Genomic DNA, 14888 nt, shown 5'->3' with positions numbered 1-14888 from the left:
GTGTCATCGGTGGGGCGGGGGGCGTCAATCGGTGTGCGGGGGATGGGCGGGACCGAAAGTTTCGATCGATCTTCACGGAACGCGGCAACCTTTTCGGCGCGCGGCGGCGACCTGGATGCAGAAACGGGCCGGGGCGGCCCCTCCGGCCCGTTTCGCCCTCATCGCCTAGGAAAGGAACGCCCCGTGCGTCACAGCACCGGACGCCACCGCAGGACCCGCACGCTCTCCGTCGCCGCGGCGGTGGCCGTCGCTGCCGGGGCGGGCGGCGTCTATCTCGGCCTGTCGAACGGCGGCGCCGAGGCCGCCGCGTCGACGGTCACCGTGTCCACCACCGCGCAGCTCGAAGCAGCCGTGAAGAGCGCCGCCGCGGGCACCACCATCCAGCTCCGCGCCGGCACGTACTACCCGACGGCCACCCTCAAGTCGACCGCCAACGGCACGAGTTCGGCACGGATCACGCTCCAGGCGTACGGCAGCGAGAAGGTGAAGATCGACGGTTCCAAGCTGCCCGACGGCTCCTGGCTGACCGGGATCTACGGCGACTACTGGACCGTGCAGAACCTCACCTTCCAGAACTCCCCGGCCCAGGGCTTCGTCGTGACCTCGTCCGTGGGCGGTGTCTTCAAGAACCTCGTCACCGCGAACAACGGCGACTCCGGGTTCACCCTGCGCGGCGACGGCACGACGAACAACCTCGTGCAGAACCTGGACAGTCACGGCAACTACGACCCGGCCGGGCACGGGCAGAACGCCGACGGCATCGCGGTGAAGTTCGGCTCCGGCACCGGCAACAAGATCACCGGTGCCCGTCTCTACAACAACTCGGACGACGGCCTGGACCTCTGGCAGTTCTCCTCCCCGGTCACCATCGAGCACTCCTGGGCCTTCGGCAACGGCAAGAACCGCTGGAACGACTCGGCCTTCGAGGGCAACGGCAACGGCTACAAGCTGGGCGGCGGGGGTGTCACGGTCGCGCACGTCGTCAACAACAACGCGGCCTGGGACAACACGCTGAACGGGTTCACCGAGAACTCCAACCCGGGCGCGATCGTCCTGAACCGCAACACGGCGTACGCCAACGCCGAGGCGGGCTTCTACTTCGCCACCGGCAAGGCGCGGCTGGCCCGGAACCTCGCGGTGAGCAACAAGGGCGGGCTTTCGAAGCTGGGCGGCTCCGCCGTCTCCGCCGCCAACAACTGGGACAGCGGGGTCTCGGCACCGTCCTTCAAGTCGACGGACGCGACCACCGCGTACGCCTCCCGGCAGGCGAACGGGGCGCTTCCGGCCACGACGTTTTTGACCACCGGTTCGACGACGATCGGATCCACCATGAACTGACTGCGGTTCGCGGACTGCCGGCCGGCTGTGGCTGGTCGCGCAGTTCCCCGGGCCCCTAGGTCGGAAACGCCCCCGTCAGTCGTCACTGACGGGGGCGTTCTCCTCGCCGGCCCGAGGGGGGCTCCAGCCGGCTGCTGCTGGCCGAGGGGGGCTCAGGCCAGCAGGTCTATGCAGTCGAACGAGGTGCCGGCGCTGAGGTAGGCCGAGCCGCCCGAACCACTGACGATGTTGAGCTTCAGCACGTTGTACTGAGAGGTGTCCGTCTTCCACGCACTACTAGGGACGTTGAAGGTGAACGAATGGTTGTTCCCCCGGTATGAACCTGTGGTGAGAGAGCGGGTGTTGGGCTGTGCGGGAGCCGTGGGGATGGCCGAGACCCAGTCGTTCACCGTCACCCGCGGGCGCCCGTTGGAGAAGGCGTCCGTCACTCCGACCCTGAGAGTGTGCGCGGCCGCCGCTTGGGCCGCGGTCAACTTGAAGTAGACCAGGATGCCGTCGTTGACGTCCTTCCACATGTACGCCGGGAAGGACGCGGCCTCGCTGCCGCTGCCGATCGTCACGTTGCCGGTCCACTTCGCCGCGCGGGCGTCGGAGGGATGGGCGTACGTCATCAGCTTGGCGTTCTTGAACTCACCGGGAGTGCCGTCCCAGTCGCCGAGCCGCCAGATGGTCTTGGCCGTGGACGGGTCACCGCTGATCGTCAGGCTGTTCAGGGACGTCGTACCGCCCGCCGTGACCTTCACCGACGCGGTGTGCACGGCGAGTTCGCCCTTGTAGACGGTCATCGTGTACGTCCCCGGCAGCATCCCCTTGCAGGAGAACCCGCCCGTGCCCGCCGCGGCCTTCGCCCAGTACTGGGCGTCCGCGTTGGCGAAGCCCACGGTGTACGCGTACGTGGCGTCCATGCCCTTCAGCCCGACCCCCGCCACCTTGCCGCGGCCGGCCGCGCCGACCCAGCCGGTGATGCCGAGGCCGTCCACCCAGGAGGTGTCCAGCTTCGAGTGGAACAGGGACGACGAGGGCGTACCGCCGTCGGTGAAGGCCAGCACGTACGGGCCCTGGAGGCCGAAGCGCTCCGCCTCCGTCTGGGCCTGGTTGTAGTGCAGGATCTCGTAGAGTCCCGCGCCCAGGTCGTTGGAGTGGCGCAGCAGCGAGCGGTAGAAGGGGCCGCCCGAGGCCTTCTCGTGGTTGGAGCGCACCAGGTACAGACCGACCGAGCCGGTGGTGAAGCCGACGTGGTCGTAGTCGATGGTCCGCTTGCCCGAGTAGTGCTTGGAGTGGGTCGTGCCGTCGCCGCGCTGCCAGACGTCACCGGCCTCGATGACCTTGTCGGAGGCCTCGATCCAGGAGTCCGAGCCCTCGTTGGGGAACATCCCGGGCTTGAGGCGGACGAGGTAGCGGGTCGCGGTGAAGGAGGCGTCCGCCTTGTTCGTCCAGGCGTAGACGTTGTTCTGGCCGCTGCGGGCCGCGTACCACTGGGTGATCGCGCCGTGCGCGACCTTCACCAGGATCGTCGAGCCCGACTGCTTGACCGTGACCGTGGAGGCGCCGAGGCCGGACTCGACGTGCGAGTGCCTGCCGCCGTAGCCCTCGTACTCCTTGCCCCGGTAGACGAGCGACGTGATGTCACCCGTGGACTTGGCGACCTTGAAGACGAGCGAGGCCCCGGTGTCGACGACGTAGTTCTTGCCGTCGTCCGTGTGGCCGAAGGTCGCGGCGGACGCCGACGACAGCAGGCCGGTGCCGCCCGCGACGGCGGCGCCGGTGGCGGCCACGCCGATCGCGGAGGCCCCGAGCACCCGTCGGCGCGTGAGGTGTCTCTTGTGCGTGCTCAAGGGGATGGCTCCGTCTTGCTTGAAGGTTCACTCACTCGTACGAAATGTCAGAGGAGGAGAACTTGCAGAAGGTTCCGTCGGCCCCGGTACCGATCTGGGTCGGCTCGGCGCCCGTGTTGTTGCCCTTGAAGCGGACACAGGTCTTGATCTTCTTGCCGCTGTCGCCGTGGACACGGACCTTGCGCAGGGCGGCGGTGTCGCCGTAGTTCGTGTTGATGCCGACGATCGAGTTCATCGGCGCGGTGACGTCCACGTCGTTGATGATGATCGTGCGCTTGTACTGCGTGGAGCAGTTGCCGCAACTGCGCACCAGCTTGCCGGAGTTCTCCACTCGGAACTTGCTCACGACCAGCTTGCCGGCGCCGTTGAACTGGAGGACCTTGTCCGAGCCGTTCCTCGCGCCGCCGCCGTAGACCGTGTACACGGACGAGGAGGACTTGCCCTTGAAGGTCGCCGCGTCCTCGCCGACATCCGTCCACCACACGTTCTGGAGCGTGCAGCTGCCCAGGCAGTGGACGCCGTCCGCGGCCGGGGTGCCGATGATCACGTTCTTGAGGACGGCGCCGTCCGCCAACTGGAAGACCGGATCCTGGCCCTCGTCCTGGCTGCCGCCGCCGAGGGCGCCACTGCCGTAGAACTGCTTGTAGCCACCGTTGTAGGTGCCCGTGACCTTGATGGTGCTGCTCACGGCCTGCTTGCCGGTGGCGGTCGGCCACGAGGACGCGGCGCCCGCGGAGGACAGCATCGTCGTCGTGACGATCGCCGCACCCGTGATGCCGAGCGCCGAGGCGCCGGCGATCACCGCCCGGCGCTTGGTGACCCGGCGGCGGTGGCGGAAGCGCTGTTCAGCTCGTGCAGTCATGCCCATTCCTTGCGTGGGAGAGGATCCTTGCGTCTCCTGGTCGCCACTGGTGAAGGAAAGGGTTGCCACCCTCCGGAAATTCTTTACGAATCCCCGTCGGAGGGCGCGTCGTCGCCCTCGTGGGCGGCGAAGTCGCCCTTCACCGCGAGCTGTTCGCCGCCCGCGGTGCCGGTCACGGTGTAGCTGTCGCCCGCCGCGTCACGGCCGCCGCGCTCATGGTCGTACTGCCCCGCGAACACCCACTCGCCCTTGGCGACCTTGCGGTCCTCCTTGAGCGTCCAGGTGTAGACGACGAAGCCGTCCTTCTCCTCGGTCGTCAGCGTGAAGTCGTCCTCGGGCAGCGAGCGCCAGGCGCCGGTCGAGGTGACCCCGCCGGTCTGCGCGACCTTCAACTGCACGGTGAGCGCGGTCAGTTCCTCGGCGGTCTTCAGGGTGATGTTGCTCTGCGCCCAGAAGTCGTTGCTGTGCGGGTCGACCGAGCCGTCCGACCAGAGCGGGCCGTCCTCCTCGCCGGAGGCGGCGGCCGGGGGCCGGCCGGTGGGGGTCGCGGAGGGCTGCTGCCGGGTGGGGGTGCTGCTGGGCTTCCCGGTCTCCTGGGCCTCGCCCGGCGACGGCTCGGCCGGCTTGATCGGCGCCCGGCTCGTCGCGGGCGGCGACGGCTCGGGCGTCGCCGTGGTCGCCACGGTCTGCTGCGGGGCGTCGTCCTTCACGGCGGACGCCACCGCGTAGCCGCCGATACCGAGCACACACGCGACCGCGGCCGTGGCGCTGACCACCCGCACCCAGCCGAACACCGGCGGACGGGTCGCCCGGTGGTCGGGGCGGATCTCCTCGGCCATGCCGCGCTCGATCCGCGCCAGGATGCGCGCGCGGTCGGGCTCGTGCTGCCCGGCCGCCTCGTGCAGCCGGGCGCGCAGCTCGTCGTGCACGTCCTGCTGCCTCATCGGTTCCGTCCTCCGGTCTCGCCGCCGCGCGCCATGGCCACGGCCACCTTCTGGGGTACGCCCTGGGAGCCGAGCAACCGCTGCAGTTCCGCCATGCCCTTGGACGTCTGGGACTTAACCGTACCCACGGAAACACCGAGGGCGAGAGCGGTGTCCTTTTCCGACAGGTCGAACGCATGGCGGAGGACCACACACGCCCGTTTGCGGAACGGCAGTCTGCGCAGCGCCTCTTGGACGTCCACGACGCCCGCTATGTCCGGGTTCTCCGTCTTCTCCTCGCGCTGCGACCAGAACAGCGCGATCCGCCGGCGCTCCCGGACCGCGCTGCGGATGCGGGTGCGGGCCAGATTGGCGACGACACCACGGGCGTACGCTGCCGGATGGTCGGCCGCCCGCACCCGGTCCCAGCGGTTCCACAGCGCGAGCAGCGCGTCCGCCGCGAGGTCGTCGGCGGCGTCCGACTCACCGGTCAACAGATGGGCGAGACGGGACAGTTCGGCGTAGTGACGCTCGAAGAAGGCATGGAACTCCACGGAGGCTGCGTCGTCGACGACCGTGCCCACGGGCGAGACCTCCCTGTGTCTGTCATGTGAATGACACGTGATCGTCCGGAGGGGACCCGGGCGAGATCCGGAAGCGTAGCAGTGATCATCCACGTGGTTCGTACGGGGCTTCGAACGCAGTCTGGCCCACCGACCCTGATTCCGTAACACGTTGAAAACCTGAAACGCGTTCAACACGGGAACAATCCAGCCAGCATCCGCGCACAGATCCATCAGGCAACAAGGAGCAACAGCCATGTCCGACACACAGAAGGTGGCCGACCGGCCGAGCGGCCCGCCACCAGCGGCGAACGGCGTCGACCGGTACTTCAAGATCTCCGAACGGGGATCCACCTTCGCCCGCGAGATACGCGGCGGCTTCGCCACGTTCTTCACGATGGCCTACATCCTTGTCCTGAATCCCATCATCCTGGGCAGCGCCAAGGACAAGTTCGGCGACACCCTCGACCCGGTCCAGCTCACCACCGCCACCGCCCTGGTGGCCGCGGTGATGACGATCGTCATGGGCGTCGGCGGCAACCTGCCCCTCGCGCTCGCCGCGGGCCTCGGATTGAATGCAGTCGTCGCCTTCCAGATCGCCCCGCTGATGAGCTGGGACGACGCGATGGGCCTCGTCGTCCTCGAAGGCCTGCTGATCTGCGTGCTGGTGGTGACCGGTCTGCGCGAGGCCGTCATGCACGCCATCCCGCAAGGGCTCAAGCAGGCGATCAGTGTCGGCATCGGTCTGTTCATCGCCTTCATCGGCTTCGTCGACGCCGGCTTCGTCAGCCGGATCCCCGACGCCGCGAACACCACCGTGCCGGTCCAGCTCGGCGGCACCGGCACCCTCTCCGGCTGGCCGATCCTGGTCTTCTGCCTCGGCGTGCTGCTGACGATCGGACTGCTCGCCCGCAAGGTCAAGGGCGCCATCCTGATCAGCATCGTGACCATGACGATCATCGCGATGATCATCAACTCGGCCGCCGACGTCAAGAGCTGGGGGCTGACCACGCCCGCGTGGCCCGACAAGCTCGTCGACACCCCGGACTTCGGGCTGATCGGTCAGTTCAGCCTGTTCGGGGCGTTCAGCGCGGCCGACGTCTCTGTCATCACCGTCGTCCTGCTGATCTTCACGCTGATCCTGTCCGACTTCTTCGACACCATGGGCACGGTCGTCGGCATCAGCGCGGAGGCGGGTCTCCTCGACGAGGAGGGCAAGGTCCCCAACCTCGGCCGGGTGCTGCTCATCGACGGTGCGGCGGCGGTCGCGGGCGGCGCGGCCTCGTCGTCCTCCGCCACGTCGTACATCGAGTCGGCGGCGGGTGTCGGCGAGGGCTCGCGCACCGGCTTCTCGAACCTGATCACCGGTGGCCTCTTCGGCCTCGCCCTGTTCCTGGGCCCGCTGCTCACGATCGTCCCGCTCCAGGCGGCGGCGCCCGCGCTGGTGGCCGTCGGGTTCCTGATGATGACCCAGGTCAAGAACATCGACTGGGAGAAGTACGAGATCGCCATCCCGGCGTTCCTGACGATCGCCGTCATGCCGTTCACGTACTCGATCACCAACGGCATCGGGGCGGGTTTCCTGGCCTACGTCGTGATCAAGACGGTCCTCGGCAAGGCCAAGGAGATCCACTGGCTGCTGTGGGGCACGTCGGTGCTGTTCCTGATCTACTTCGCGATCGACCCGATCGAGCAGATCCTGGGTGTGAAGTGACGTAAGGGGTGGCTCCTTGTGAAGGAGCCACCCCTCTTGCCTAGCTCTTCAGTGCCGCTTCCATCATCGCCTTGGCCACCGGCGCCGCCAGGCCGTTGCCGCTCACCTCGGAGCGCTCCGCGTCCGACTGCTCCACCAGGACCGCGACGGCGACCTCCTTGCCGTCGGCCTTGCCGTACGAGGTGAACCAGGCGTACGGCGACTCGCTGTTGTTCTCGCCGCGCTGGGCCGTACCCGTCTTGCCGCCGACCGTCGCCCCGGCGATCTGGGCGTTGGTGCCGGTGCCGTCCTTGACGACCGTCTGCATCGCGGACTGGAGCTGCTCGGCGGTCTCGGAGCTGACGACCTCGGTCGTGGACGCTTCGTCGTCGTAGTTCTCCAGCACATCGTCGCCGCTGTCCGTGATCTGCGAGACCATGTGCGGCGAGACCAGCTTGCCGCCGTTGGAGATGGCCGCGGACACCATGGCCATCTGGAGCGGCGTCGCGGTGACGTCGAACTGGCCGATGCCGGTGAGGGCCGTCGACGAGTCGTTCATGTCCGAGGGGTAGACGCTGGTGTACGCGCGCACGGGCACGTCCTGCGACGCGTCGTTGAAGCCGAACTTCTCCGCCATCGCCCGCAGCTTGTCCTGGCCGAGGTTGTACGCCATCTTCGCGAAGACGTTGTTGCAGGAGTACTGGAGCGCGGTGCGGATCGAGGCGTTCTCACAGGGCGCGGACTTGTTCTCGTTCTCCAGATCGGTGACCGTGCCCGGCAGCCGGTACGGGTCCGGGCTGTCGGTCTTCTCGTCCACCGACGAGTACAGCCCGTCCTCCAGCGCCGCCGCCGCCACGACCAGCTTGAACGTCGAACCCGGGGCCACCGGCTGCCGCAGCGCGCGGTTGGTCAGCGGCTTGTCGGGGTCCGCGTTGAGCTTCTTCCAGGCCGCACCGGCCGTGTTGGCGTCGGTCAGCGAGGACGGGTCGTACGACGGGGTCGACACGACGGCCAGGAGCTTGCCGGTCGTCGGATCGATCGCGACGGCCGCGCCCTGCTTGTCGCCGAGCGCATCGTAGGCGGCCTTCTGCACGTCCGGGTCGATCGTGGTGACCACGTTGCCCGGCTCGGCGCGCTGGTTGGTGACCGTGTCCATGACGGACTTCAGCCGGCTGTCCGTGCCGTTGAGAAGGTCGGTGTAGATGCCCTCCAGCTGGGTCGGGGCGTAGGCCTGTGAGGCGTAGCCCGTCACCGCGGCGTACAGCTCGCCGTCCTTGTAGGTGCGCTTGTACTTGAGGTCGCTGCCCTTCGTCTGCGCGGAACCGGTGATCGACTCACCGGCCACGATGATGTTCCCGAGCGGCGACGAGTACGTCTCGATCGCATTCCGCCGGTTGTCGCTGTCGTCCGCGAGCGCCTGGCCCTCGTAGAACTGCACCCAGGTCGCCCGCACCAGCAGAGCGAACACCAGGAGCAGCGTGAAGACCGAAGCGCGCCTGATCGTCTTGTTCATTCCGCTCAGGTAGACGAGCGGAGCGCCGCGAATCGTTCCCGTGCGTCCGCTTTTCTCATGGGACGTTCATGCGCGGCGCCGTCAGCCGTCCAGCGTCAGGACGACCTCGTCGATCTCCTCGCCGCGGGCGTTCGCGTACCCCCGCGCATGGGCCGACAGCCGGAACCCGCACTTCTCCAGCACCCGCCGTGAACCGGCGTTGTCCGCGGCGGCACGCGCGTACAGGGGCCGCTCGGGCACCTGGGTCACCAGCTCGCGCAGGGCCGCCGTGGCGATGCCCCGCCCCCAGTACGCGCGATCGATCCAGTACGTCACCTCGCGCTCGGCCGGTTCGCCGTACACCGACGCGCTGCCCACCACGTCCCCGTCCGCCAGGATCGTGCGGTGCACGGCGTCGGAGGCCCGGATGCGTTTCCAATGGGCGTCGAAGGCGTCCCGGTCGGCCGGGTCCTTCGAGGTGAAGGCCGCCATGTGCAGGGCTTCGGGATCGTTCATCTGCCGGAAGAACACCGGCAGATCGCTGTCGTGGACCTCTCGGAGCGTGATCTGCATGCCTCAGAGCCTACGGGTGGCCAGTGTCAGCCGGTCCCGCGCGTCGAACAGCGCGTCCTTCACCATCTGTTCGTGCGCGGGCGTCAGCCGGGCCACCGGCACCGAGCAGCTGATCGCGTCCCGCGCCGGGGTCCGGTAGGGGATCGCCACACCGAAGCAGCGCAGCCCCAGCGTGTTCTCCTCGCGGTCCACGGCGAAGCCCTGCTCCCGCACCAGGTGCAGCTCCTCGATGAGCTTCTCCCGGTCGGTGATCGTGTTCTCGGTGAGCGCGGGCAGTGTCTCCGGGAGCATCTTGCGGACCTGCTCGTCGGAGTAGGTGCTCAGCAGCGCCTTGCCGAGGGAGGTGGAGTGCGCCGGGAGCCGGCGGCCGACCCGGGTGAAGGGGCGCAGATAGTGCTGCGACTGCCGGGTGGCCAGGTAGACGACGTTCGTCCCGTCCAGACGCGCGAGGTGGATGGTCTCCGTCGTGTCGTCCGAGAGCCGGTCCAGCGTCGGACGCGCGGCCGCGACCACCTCGTCGCCGTCGATGTACGACGTGCCGACCAGCAGGGCCCGCACCCCGATGCCGTACCGCGTGCCCGTCGCGTCCGTCTCCACCCAGCCCAGCTCCACCAGCGTGCGCAACAGCATGTAGAGGCTGGACTTGGGATAACCGACGGCCTCCTGGACCGCCGCGAGGGAGTGCATACCGGGGCGTCCGGCGAAGTATTCGAGCAGTTCAACCGTCCGTACCGCGGACTTGACCTGCGCCCCGCCGCCCGTCTCGCCTGCCGACATCGCCCTTGACCCCTTCGTTGGACGGGAAATAGTCTCCAACAGCATATTCATCATCAGAGACAGCGTTCAGTATATCGAACGACCCTGGTGGATGACCCAGGAACTGTGTGGAGGGACCCGCGGTGGCAGCAGCACCAGTCTGGAGTGTCGACCCCCGAACCGGGAAGCAGCGTGAGCAGGTTGCCGTGGAGGCTACCGCGCAGGAGGTGGACGCCACCGTCCGGGCCGCGCACGACGCCCGCGGCGCCCTGACCGACCGCACGGTCCGCGCCGCGTTCCTGCGTACCGCCGCCGACAAGCTTCAGGCCGCCAAGGACCAGCTCGTCGAGGCCGCCGACGCCGAGACCGCGCTCGGCCCGGTCCGGCTCACCGGCGAACTCGCCCGCACCAGCTACCAGCTGCGGGCCTTCGCCGACATCGTCGACGAGGGCGCCTTCCTCGACGTCGTGATCAACCACCCCGACGACACCGCGACCCCGCCGATCCCGGATCTGCGCCGCTACAAGGTGCCGCTCGGGGTCGTCGCCGTCTACTCGGCCTCCAACTTCCCCTTCGCCTTCTCCGTCGCCGGCGGTGACACCGCGAGCGCGCTGGCGGCCGGCAACCCGGTCGTCGTCAAGGCCCACCCCGACCACCCGGCCCTGTCCGAGCTGGTCGCGGCCGTCCTGCGGCGGGCCGCCGCCGAGCACGGCATCCCCGAGGGCGTGCTCGGTCTCGTGCACGGCTTCGAGGCGGGCATCGAGCTGATCAAGCACCCGCTGGTCGCCGCGGCCGGCTTCACCGGGTCCATCCGTGGCGGGCGGGCCCTCTTCGACGCGGCCGCCGCCCGTCCGGTCCCGATCCCCTTCCACGGCGAGCTGGGCTCCCTGAACCCCGTCGTCGTGACCGAGGCCGCGGCCGCCGAGCGCGCCGAGGCGATCGGTACGGGCCTCGCGGGCTCCATGACGCTGGGCGTCGGCCAGTTCTGTGTGAAGCCGGGCCTGGTGCTGGTGCCGACGGGAGCCGCCGGTGACGGCCTGGTCAAGTCCCTCACGGACGCCGTCAGCGACACCGACGCGGGCGTGCTGCTCGACCACCGCATGCGGGACAACTTCATCGCCGGGGTCGCCGAGCGCGCGGAGCTGGCCGATGTGGAGACGCCGGTGACGCCGGGCTCAGGCGGCGAGCACACGGTGAGCGCGGGATTCCTCACGGTGCCGGCGGGCAGGCTGGCCGCCGAGGGCGACCACGACCTGCTCCTGGAGGAGTGCTTCGGTCCGGTGACGGTCGTCGCGCGCTACGACGACGACGCGCAGGCACGCGCCGTGCTGTCGCGCCTGCCGGGCAACCTCACCGCGACGGTTCATCTGTCGACCGAGGAGACCGAGGGCAAGGGTCGTGGCACGGAGATCCTGGCGGAGCTGACGCCGCTGGCGGGGCGTGTGCTGGTGAACGGGTGGCCGACCGGGGTCGCCGTGGCGGCGGCTCAGCATCACGGCGGTCCGTACCCGGCTACGACGTCCACGTCCACGTCGGTCGGCGGTACGGCTATTGAGCGGTGGATGCGGCCGGTGGTGTATCAGACGACGCCGGAGGCGTTGTTGCCGGTCGAGCTGCGGGATGACAACCCGCTGGGGCTGCCTCGTCGGTTTAACGGGCAGTTGGAGCGATAGCGCCGTGGGGGGTGCGGGAGTTCTGCGGCTGCGAGCCCGTCGTGGCTTGTCAGGCAGTTCCCCGCGCCCCTAGGTGGGTGCAGTCACCCTGCGATAATCAGTCGATGGACGTCTTGCTCCCTGAACTGCCCTTTTCCCTCCGTACCTATGGACCCGACGGGCACTGGTCCTACGAGGACGGTGTGCTCACCGGGTGGGCCGGGCCCCGGCAGGACCGGTTCGTGCCGCCCACTGCGGAAGGGCTCGATCCTGCCTCCGACGCGCCGCGTCTGCTGGGTGCGCCCGAGGGGGACTTCCAGCTCATTGCCCGTGTCACCGTGGGGTTCAACGCGTCGTTCGACGCGGGGGTGCTCTATGTCCATGTCGGGGAGCGGGCCTGGGCCAAGCTGTGTCTGGAGTACTCCCCGGACGTGGCCACCATCTGCACGGTGGTCACCCGGGGACACTCCGACGACGCCAACTCCTTCACCGTGGACGGCAGTTCGGTCTGGCTCAGAGTGAGCCGCACCGGCCGGGCCTTCGCCTTCCACGCCTCGCGGGACGGTGAACGCTGGATATTCGTCCGGCTGTTCACCCTCGACGACGAGAAGAAGAGCGACGCCGCCCTCGTCGGCTTCATGACGCAGTCACCGATGGGGGAGGGGTGCGTCGTGACCTACGACCACCTGGAGTTCAGGCCCGACTGGCCGAAGGACCTGCGAGACGGAAGCTGACAGCCACGTCTCACGTCCGGATGCTCGACACGTCCAGGTCGGTCAGCCGGTCGTAGGAGGCGATGTGCAGGGGGATGCGTGACGTCGACGCCAGCTCGTCCCTGCGGGCCAGGGCGGACGGATCGGCAGCTCGACGGCCGTTGAGAAGGGTGATGGAGAATCGCCAGCGGTCGGGATGCGCGTGGTGTACGTTGCCCGATTCGATCAGGCCGGCCAATTCGTGTGCCACCTTCCGCACTTCCGGGAACTCGCCCACGAGTCGCCCCGACAAATAGTCGTTGTAGGGCCGTTCGTGGAAGTCCACGGTCGTGCCGAATCCGGCGTCGAGCCGGTTCAGCAGCGCGGCGGGATCCTCCGCCGCCTCGGTGGGGCCGAGCACGATGAATTCCAGCCCCATCGGCCCCGTCAGGCCGTGGGTGCTCACTGCGGCGAAGTCGAACGGGACCGTGCCCGAGATCCGCGAAGCCGGGATCACATCGCCCCCTCTCGCCACCGTCCGCAGGAGGTCGTGGTACGCGGAGACGAGGAGGAAGACGTCGTCCCGGCTCGCGCCGTCGTCCAGCATGTCCGTCAGGGTCGCGAGGGCTTCCCGTAGATCCGCCGGCGACTCCCGGCGCGTGTTCGACACCGGCAGGGAATCGAGACGGTCGGGAAACGACGCCCGGATCACCTCCTCCGCCACCGCGTTCAGCCCGCGCCGCGTGCTCACCCCCACCAGGTCCGCGAGCATCGGCGACGCCCTGACCACGTCGTCCGCGTCCACCCCGTGCCAGACGGGAAGAATGCGACGCTCGCCCTGAGCCACCGCCATCAGCCCGGCCAGTTCCCGCTGCGGCCAGTGCTTGGCGAAGAAGGGCGGGCTCAGAACCACGACACCGAAGGCCGAATTCGCCAGGCCCGTATTGATCCCGGCCATCAGCGAATCCCCGAGTTTCAGAGTGAACTGGTCGTACCAGACACGGAAACCGACCGATCTCAGGTAATGGGCCAGCGGCGAGGCCACGAGACGTTTGTCCTCACTGGCGTGACTGATGAAGTAGTCCCATTCCATGGTCGGCAGTCTAGGGTCAACGTCCCGCCAAACCACCGGAGTTGTGTCGTACGCCGTAACCGAACAACCACGACACGGCGAACAGCGCAGCGCCCACTCCCAGACTCACCCGCATGCCCGCCATGAACCCGTGGGAGACCAGCGCCCCGAACACGGCGATCCCGAGCCCGCCGGCCATCTGGCGGGCGGAGTTGAGGACACCGGCCGCCAGCCCGGCCCGCTCCGCCGGCACCGCCTCCATCATCAGGGAGGTCAGCGGCGGCACCGTCAGCGCGCAGCCGACGGACACGGGGACGAGCAGCGCCGCCACCAGGGCAGCGGGGGTCCGCTCGTCGACGTACCCGAGCAGCAGCAGGAGACCGGCCGTCGCCAGGGCCTGGCCGATCAGCATCGGCACCCTCGGCCCGTAGCGCCCCGCGAGCCTTCCCGCGACCACGTTCGACACCGCGATCAGCCCCGACATCGGCAGGAACATCAGTCCGGTGTACAGCGCCGAACGCCCCTGCACCTGCTGGAAGAAGAGGGAGAAGACGAACACCACCCCGTAGAAGGCCACACTGCACGCCACCCCCGCCGCGACGGCCACGGAGACGGCCCGGGTGCGGAACAGACCCGGCGGGACCACCGGATGCGCCTGCCGTGTCTCGACCCGCACGAAGAGCGCGCCCGACACCACGGCCACCGTCAGCGCCACCAGCCCGGTCGCCCCGCCCTCGATCACCGCGAACGTCAGCGCCGTCAAGGTCACGATCGCCGTCAGCTGTCCGGGCAGGTCGAGCGGGGCCGGACGCCGCTCGGACCGAGGGGCCCGCACCAGCAACGCCAGCGCCACGGCGCCCAGCGGCAGGTTGATGAAGAAGATGCCCCGCCAGTCCCAGGCCGTGGTCAGCGCGCCGCCCGCCACCGGACCCAGGGCGACCGCCACCGAACCGCCCGCGGCCCACGCGGCCACGGCACGCGCCCGGCGCTCGGCATCGGGATAGGCCTGCTGCACCAGGGCCAGCGACGCCGGCAGCACCACGGCCGCCGCGACACCCTGCACCGCCCGGGCGCCGATCAGCACCGCCAGGTTCGGTGCCAGTCCGCAGGCCGCCGAGGCGAGGGTGAAGAGCAGGATGCCGATCGCGTACGCCCGGCTCGCCCCGGCCCGGTCCGCGAAGGCGCCGGTGGACAGCATCAGCGCGGCGAAGGCCAGGGTGTAGGAGTCCACCACCCACTGCAGTCCCGCCATCTCACCGCCGAGCGCCGAGCCGATGGCGGGGAGGGCCACGTTGACCACGGACGCGTCGAGGGTGATCAGTGCGAAGCCGAGCAGGGCGGCGACCAGAGTGGTGGCGGGAGACGTCCTCATGGACTGCGACTCCCCGGAGGAATCGGCGAGTTGATGTTTCTTGGCCAAGTGCTTACCGGACATGC

Annotated in this window: 13 protein-coding genes; 4 read left to right on the top strand and 9 right to left on the bottom strand. The window is 69.0% G+C overall.

Features of this window, described 5'->3' with window-relative positions; translation table 11 throughout:
* Positions 1-183 precede the first annotated feature (183 nt).
* On the top strand, positions 184-1338 hold the full coding sequence (locus ACFY0U_RS16025) for a right-handed parallel beta-helix repeat-containing protein (RefSeq protein ID WP_388635589.1): 1155 nt from the start codon (positions 184-186) through the stop codon (positions 1336-1338).
* A gap of 152 nt (positions 1339-1490) precedes the next feature.
* Here ACFY0U_RS16025 and ACFY0U_RS16020 read toward each other — a convergent pair whose 3' ends face one another.
* From ACFY0U_RS16020 to ACFY0U_RS16005, 4 genes are all read right to left on the bottom strand, one after another.
* A complete protein-coding gene (locus ACFY0U_RS16020; protein ID WP_388635587.1) occupies positions 1491-3173 on the bottom strand; it encodes a rhamnogalacturonan lyase B N-terminal domain-containing protein in 1683 nt (560 codons plus the stop codon).
* Positions 3174-3204: 31 nt separating this feature from the next.
* A complete protein-coding gene (locus ACFY0U_RS16015; protein WP_388635585.1) occupies positions 3205-4035 on the bottom strand; it encodes a pectate lyase in 831 nt (276 codons plus the stop codon).
* An 83-nt stretch (positions 4036-4118) separates the two neighbouring features.
* A complete protein-coding gene (locus ACFY0U_RS16010; protein ID WP_388635583.1) occupies positions 4119-4979 on the bottom strand; it encodes a hypothetical protein in 861 nt (286 codons plus the stop codon).
* Positions 4976-5542, bottom strand: coding sequence for a SigE family RNA polymerase sigma factor (locus ACFY0U_RS16005; protein WP_388635581.1), 567 nt, complete (start codon positions 5540-5542; stop codon positions 4976-4978). The genes ACFY0U_RS16010 and ACFY0U_RS16005 overlap by 4 nt, the downstream gene beginning before the upstream one ends.
* 235 nt (positions 5543-5777) lie before the next feature.
* Here ACFY0U_RS16005 and ACFY0U_RS16000 point away from each other — a divergent pair, with 235 nt between their 5' ends.
* On the top strand, positions 5778-7235 hold the full coding sequence (locus ACFY0U_RS16000; protein WP_388635579.1) for an NCS2 family permease: 1458 nt from the start codon (positions 5778-5780) through the stop codon (positions 7233-7235).
* A 40-nt stretch (positions 7236-7275) separates the two neighbouring features.
* On the opposite strand, the gene ACFY0U_RS15995 is transcribed toward ACFY0U_RS16000, so the two are convergent.
* From ACFY0U_RS15995 to ACFY0U_RS15985, 3 genes are all read right to left on the bottom strand, one after another.
* Positions 7276-8727: a peptidoglycan D,D-transpeptidase FtsI family protein gene (locus ACFY0U_RS15995; protein WP_388635577.1), complete on the bottom strand. Its 1452-nt coding sequence runs from the start codon at positions 8725-8727 to the stop codon at positions 7276-7278.
* Positions 8728-8808: 81 nt separating this feature from the next.
* Positions 8809-9279, bottom strand: coding sequence for a GNAT family N-acetyltransferase (locus ACFY0U_RS15990; RefSeq protein ID WP_388635575.1), 471 nt, complete (start codon positions 9277-9279; stop codon positions 8809-8811).
* Between the two features lie 3 nt (positions 9280-9282).
* On the bottom strand, positions 9283-10056 hold the full coding sequence (locus ACFY0U_RS15985; RefSeq protein WP_190161842.1) for an IclR family transcriptional regulator: 774 nt from the start codon (positions 10054-10056) through the stop codon (positions 9283-9285).
* Positions 10057-10178: 122 nt separating this feature from the next.
* Here ACFY0U_RS15985 and ACFY0U_RS15980 point away from each other — a divergent pair, with 122 nt between their 5' ends.
* Both ACFY0U_RS15980 and ACFY0U_RS15975 read left to right on the top strand, forming a co-directional pair.
* Positions 10179-11708, top strand: a complete 1530-nt coding sequence (locus ACFY0U_RS15980; RefSeq protein ID WP_388635572.1) for an aldehyde dehydrogenase (NADP(+)) — start codon at positions 10179-10181, stop codon at positions 11706-11708.
* Between the two features lie 104 nt (positions 11709-11812).
* On the top strand, positions 11813-12421 hold the full coding sequence (locus ACFY0U_RS15975; protein ID WP_388635570.1) for a DUF1349 domain-containing protein: 609 nt from the start codon (positions 11813-11815) through the stop codon (positions 12419-12421).
* A 10-nt stretch (positions 12422-12431) separates the two neighbouring features.
* Here ACFY0U_RS15975 and ACFY0U_RS15970 read toward each other — a convergent pair whose 3' ends face one another.
* Positions 12432-13508 carry a toll/interleukin-1 receptor domain-containing protein gene (locus ACFY0U_RS15970; RefSeq protein WP_388635568.1) on the bottom strand — a complete coding sequence of 359 codons (1077 nt, stop codon included), beginning with the start codon at positions 13506-13508 and terminating at the stop codon, positions 12432-12434.
* Positions 13489-14823, bottom strand: a complete 1335-nt coding sequence (locus ACFY0U_RS15965; protein WP_388635566.1) for an MFS transporter — start codon at positions 14821-14823, stop codon at positions 13489-13491. Before ACFY0U_RS15965 ends, ACFY0U_RS15970 begins: the two co-directional genes overlap by 20 nt.
* Positions 14824-14888 lie beyond the last annotated feature (65 nt).

The organism is Streptomyces sp. NPDC001536, assembly GCF_042894505.1.
In the GTDB taxonomy this organism is placed as follows: Bacteria; Actinomycetota; Actinomycetes; order Streptomycetales; family Streptomycetaceae; genus Streptomyces.
Note: the sequence above shows the minus strand (reverse complement) of the source record. Positions and strands in the feature narration are given on the sequence as shown.

Coding starts and splice junctions, on each gene's coding strand:
- ACFY0U_RS16000 (WP_388635579.1), top strand. CDS start 5,778: ATGTCCGACACACAGAAGGTGGCCGACCGGCCGAGCGGCCCGCCACCA.
- ACFY0U_RS15965 (WP_388635566.1), bottom strand. CDS start 14,823: ATGAGGACGTCTCCCGCCACCACTCTGGTCGCCGCCCTGCTCGGCTTC.
- ACFY0U_RS16010 (WP_388635583.1), bottom strand. CDS start 4,979: ATGAGGCAGCAGGACGTGCACGACGAGCTGCGCGCCCGGCTGCACGAG.
- ACFY0U_RS15985 (WP_190161842.1), bottom strand. CDS start 10,056: ATGTCGGCAGGCGAGACGGGCGGCGGGGCGCAGGTCAAGTCCGCGGTA.
- ACFY0U_RS15995 (WP_388635577.1), bottom strand. CDS start 8,727: ATGAACAAGACGATCAGGCGCGCTTCGGTCTTCACGCTGCTCCTGGTG.
- ACFY0U_RS15990 (WP_388635575.1), bottom strand. CDS start 9,279: ATGCAGATCACGCTCCGAGAGGTCCACGACAGCGATCTGCCGGTGTTC.
- ACFY0U_RS16015 (WP_388635585.1), bottom strand. CDS start 4,035: ATGACTGCACGAGCTGAACAGCGCTTCCGCCACCGCCGCCGGGTCACC.
- ACFY0U_RS15975 (WP_388635570.1), top strand. CDS start 11,813: ATGGACGTCTTGCTCCCTGAACTGCCCTTTTCCCTCCGTACCTATGGA.